4 protein-coding genes are annotated in these 4,849 nt (G+C 53.6%); all 4 read left to right on the plus strand.

From position 1 onward, the window contains the following. The coding region (locus ACR0JI_RS21705; protein ID WP_480496625.1) for a hypothetical protein at positions 1-302 on the plus strand (302 nt) is incomplete at its 5' end. Then, on the plus strand, positions 293-1,420 hold the full coding sequence (locus ACR0JI_RS21710) for an efflux RND transporter periplasmic adaptor subunit (RefSeq protein WP_480496627.1): 1,128 nt from the start codon (positions 293-295) through the stop codon (positions 1,418-1,420). The genes ACR0JI_RS21705 and ACR0JI_RS21710, both read left to right, overlap by 10 nt. Before the next feature lie 4 nt (positions 1,421-1,424). Beyond that, the gene (locus ACR0JI_RS21715; protein WP_480496629.1) at positions 1,425-4,556 is read left to right on the plus strand and encodes an efflux RND transporter permease subunit; all 3,132 of its coding nucleotides are present in this window, start codon (positions 1,425-1,427) and stop codon (positions 4,554-4,556) included. A 2-nt stretch (positions 4,557-4,558) separates the two neighbouring features. Then, positions 4,559-4,810, plus strand: coding sequence for a hypothetical protein (locus ACR0JI_RS21720; protein WP_480478446.1), 252 nt, complete (start codon positions 4,559-4,561; stop codon positions 4,808-4,810). Positions 4,811-4,849 lie beyond the last annotated feature (39 nt).

Genomic DNA, 4,849 nt, shown 5'->3' on the forward strand with positions numbered 1-4,849 from the left:
AAACGGTAGCCCTTCAGGCGTGGCATCTCAGCTGGTATATTCATGGAGACCGGCTAAACAGCCTCAGGTGCGACTGCAAGTTGGCAATCCCTACTGAACTCATAGATTGCTCAAAAGTCTCGACGAATTGGCGACAGCATTATGAGACCAAGGCGCCTTACTTAATTTGTAAAGACTTCCAATTAGTTGAGTCGATGGGAAATGCACTCAATGTGATTGCTGGATTTTCAACAGCATTACGTTACCGTGGTTTCAACGAGCGCACAGACGAAACTCTTCTGGAGGATGAAACTTGTCAGTAAGGCTGTTAGTCACCGCAGTGATTTTGAACTTTGGTCTGAATCCTTCTGTTGTCATTGCGCAGGACAGCCAAACGAAGCCTAAAGTGACCGTGACGTCGGCAGAGATGAAACAGGTATCTTTGACCGAAGTGTTCACTGGCCGGATCGAGGCGTTGGATCGTGTCGACCTGATCGCGCGCGTACCTGGATTTGTGAAGTCCATTAATTTCAAGGACGGCTCCAGCGTTAAAGCGGCGGATGTCCTGATCGAGATCGAACCGGATTTCTACGAGGCGACCGTCACGGAAATTCAAGGACAAATCCAAGCCGCACAAGCGGCAAAAAAACTTGCCGATATCGAACTTGATCGACAGCAAAAACTCTACTCATCAGGTGACACGCCCGAAGCGGTCGTCCAGAAAGCGGAGGCTCAGCAAGGTGAGGCCGATGGACATGTGCTTGAGCTACAGGGCAGCCTGCAAAACGCTCAGCTGAACCTGTCTTACACAAAAATAACTGCGCCATTTGACGGCAGGATCGGATTGACGGACTTGTCCGCTGGCGCATTTGTCAGCCCCGAGGGCGGAACCCTGTTGTCGCTATCTAGCATCGACCCCATCCACGTGACCTTTCCAGTTACCGAAGCCGAACTGCTTGAATTTCGCTCGCGGCGCGCCAAGGCGTCCGGCACCGAACCATTGAAGCTGCAGTTGATCCTCGCCGATGGTACCACTTATGGAGAATCGGGCAGCATCGAAGTGATTGATACTCAGGTACAATCAGGAACGGATTCCGTTCTGGTGCGCGGTTCCTTCGCCAATCCTGATGGACAACTCATTGACAACCAACTGGTACGCATTGTTGTTACCGATCCAACAAGTGATAAATTTCTGGTGATCCCTGCCAAGGCTTTGCAGAAAGACCAGTCTGGTTACTTTGTCTTCACGATCGGGAGCGACAATAAGGTTGTCAAAAAGCAGATCCAACTTGACCGGACCGAAGGAACCGAGGCTGTCATTTCAGACGGTTTGAGTGAAGGCGATAAGGTTATTACCGATGGCCTGCAAAGGGTCCATGCAGGTGTTGAGGTTAGCATTTCGACACCCCAGAACGCACCATCAAGCGCCAGCGGGAACTGACCCCATGATCTCGCAACTGTTCATTCGCCGCCCCAGATTTGCCATTGTCATTTCGGTGGTGATCACGTTGGCCGGTCTGATCTCGATTACGCAGCTACCGGTAGAACAGCTTCCGGACATCGTGCCACCGCAGGTTCAGGTTTCGACCAAGTACCCCGGGGCCGGAGCCGAAGTGGTCGAGTCAACCGTTGCCCAGATCATCGAAGAACAGGTGATCGGCGTTAGTGACATGCTCTACATGAAGTCAACCAGTGGTTCGGATGGCAGCTATAATTTACAGGTTACGTTCGCGCCCGGAACCGATCCAGATATTAACGCCGTCAATGTTCAGAACCGTGTCAGCCTCGCCATGTCCGCATTGCCCGAAGAAGTCACCCGCGGAGGTGTCAGCACCAAAAAGAAGTCCTCGGCTTTGTTGCAGGTCGTAGCCATTACCTCGGATGACCCGAAGAACGACGATTTGTTCCTGTCGAATTTCGCAACAATCAACGTTCTGGACAGTATTAAAAGAACACCCGGTGTGGGCGATGCGACCTTGTTCGGGGCACTTGACTACTCAATGCGGATCTGGCTCGACATCGACAAGATGACAAGTCTTTCGGTGACTGTCGACGACGTGATCGCCGCGCTCAACGCACAGAATGTTCAGGCAGCCGTGGGACGTGTTGGTGCGCAACCGATGACAGACGATCCGACCTTTCAACTGAACATCCAGACCCAGGGCCGGCTAAGCAGCATCGCCGAATTCGAAGAGGTGATCGTGCGCGCCCTTCCAGACGGCTCATTTGTTCTGATCAGTGATATCGCGCGGGTAGAGCTTGGCGCAAAAACTCGGGATTCCTTCTCCTCGTTCGACAACAAGCCCGCAGCGATGATTGGTGTCTACCTTGAGCCCGGTGCGAATGCTCTTGATACTGCAAAGGGTATAAACACCGCGCTGACAGGTTTGCAAAGCGCCTTTCCCGATGGTGTCAACTGGAGCGTTCCCTACAATTCAGTAACCTTCGTCCGGGCCAGTATCGAAGAAGTCGTGAAAACGCTTATACAAGCGTTTGCTCTGGTAGTGATTGTCGTCTTTTTGTTTCTGGGCAACCTGCGGATGGCCCTGATCCCGCTGATCGCGGTTCCGGTATCGCTTGTTGGCGCACTGGCGTTCATTTTGGCATTGGGTATTACGCTCAATACCGTCTCGCTGCTGGCGCTGGTACTTGCGATCGGCATCGTCGTGGACGATGCGATCGTGGTGATCGAAAACGTCGAAAAGGTAATGGGCGAAAACCCTGAGATGACCGTGGCCGAAGCCACCGGCGAGGCAATGAAACAGATTACGGCCCCCATTTTGGCCATAACCTGTGTGCTGCTGTCGGTGTTTGTACCGGTTGCATTCATTCCCGGCATTACGGGAACGATGTTCCAACAATTCGCTGTGGCTGTTTCCTTTTCAATGCTTATTTCTGCTTTGAACGCCCTGACACTCAGCCCGGCCCTGTGCGCGGTGCTGCTGCACCGTGAAAGCGCCCCCAGGCGTGGACCGCTGGCCTGGATATCGCGCCGCATAGACAACGCGCGCGATGGCTATGCCTATGCGGTCTCAATCCTCGCCCGACGGACAATCCTGGCTGTTTTACTGCTCGGTTTTGCACTTTTTGGCGCAGGATGGCTGTTCAAGACCACACCTTCCGGGTTTCTTCCCGTCGAAGATCAAGGGGCATATTTCGTTGAAGTCGCGCTACCCGAAGGCGCCTCGATCAATCGCACATCCAAAGTGATGGAGGACGTTTCGACCATCATCAAATCCGCACCGGGCGTGCAGGATGTCATGACAGTCACGGGCTTCAGCTTTGTCGACGGCCTGAACAAGTCGAACAGTGGGTTTGGCATCGCGATCATGCAACCGTTTAAAGATCGAACCGATCCGGCCTTATCCGTAAGATCCTCGATCCGGCATGTCCGGCGCGAGTTTGCCGGGTTGGAAGACGCCATTGCCTTTCCTTTCAATCTGCCCCCGATCCTTGGTCTGGGCACTGGTGCCGGGTTCGAGTTCGAGCTTTTGGACTTGCATGGCGACAGCGTTTCAGATCTTGGTGCAACTGCGGCGGGGTTCGTCACAACCGCCAACGCCGACCCCCGGTTGTCGGGCGTTTACACGACATTCTCTGCGCAGTCGCCAAAACTGAATCTCGACCTCGATCGTAAAAGGCTTCAGACGCTTGGCGTGAATGTCGACGACCTGTTCCGGGCCATGCAGGTCACTTTGGGCGGGTATCACGTGAATGACATGAACCTGTTCGGTCGGACGTGGCAGGTCAACTTACAAGCAGATGAGAAATACCGGGCCAATGTCGGAGATATTGCTCGCATTCATGTCCGAAATCACGACGGAGATATGGTGCCAGTGCGCGCCGTGGCGAAGGTAGAGCTCATTCTGGGTCCGCAATTGCTCGCCCGCTACAATAATTTTCAGGCCGTCACCATAAACGGTGGACCGTCTCCGGGCGTATCAATGGGCGAGGCCATCGCGGCGATGGAAGAAATTGCAGCCCAAACTCTGCCAGAAGGCTACAGCTACGATTGGACCGGAACCGCGCAGCAAGAGATTGAGGCCGCCGGAAAGACACCTGTTGTTCTGGGGCTTGCTTTGCTATTCGCATATCTCTTCCTTGTTGCGCTTTACGAGAGTTGGACGATACCGCTTGCGGTCCTTTACTCGGTCACGTTTGCGGTGTGCGGCGCGTTGGGTGCGCTGCTGTTGCTGGGTCTCCAGAACAACCTATACGCCCAGATCGGATTGGTGGTCCTGATAGCGCTTGCCGCCAAGAATGCAATTTTGATCGTCGAATTCGCAATGGATCGGTACCGGCAAGGTCAGAACGCCGTGGATGCAGCTATTCAGGGCGCCCGTGCGCGGTTCCGAGCGGTCATGATGACCAGCTTTGCATTTATTGCAGGGTTATACCCGCTGATTGTGGCCGACGGTGCCTCTATGCTCGCTCGCAGAGGTGTAGGTACGCCGGTTTTCGGAGGGATGATTGCAGCTGCCCTTGTTGGCATATTTGTCATCCCGTCCCTTTACATCATCGCGCAGCGGTTCAGGGAAAAAGTGCACGGCAAAACACCAAATCTCACAGGAGAATGATCATGAGCCTGCTGGTACAATACACTCTCAAATTAGAAAGCGATCGCGAAGCACAGACCGTCGCAATGAAGGCATTGGTTGACGGTTTGAAATCAGAAGGCATCGATGGCCTGCACTATTCGTGTTTTTCCACAGAAGACCCGTTACGTTTTTTTGGCGTATTGGAGTTTCCTAATGACACGACGAAACAAGCATTTCTGAATTCGGTATTGCCAAGTTGTTGCCGGCCGATTGTGAAGCATTGGAAAAAGTAGGGTTATGCTGCCATTTCGGCGGTGTAAGCGGCCCAGAGA

It is taken from the genome of Ruegeria sp. N10 (assembly GCF_056531545.1).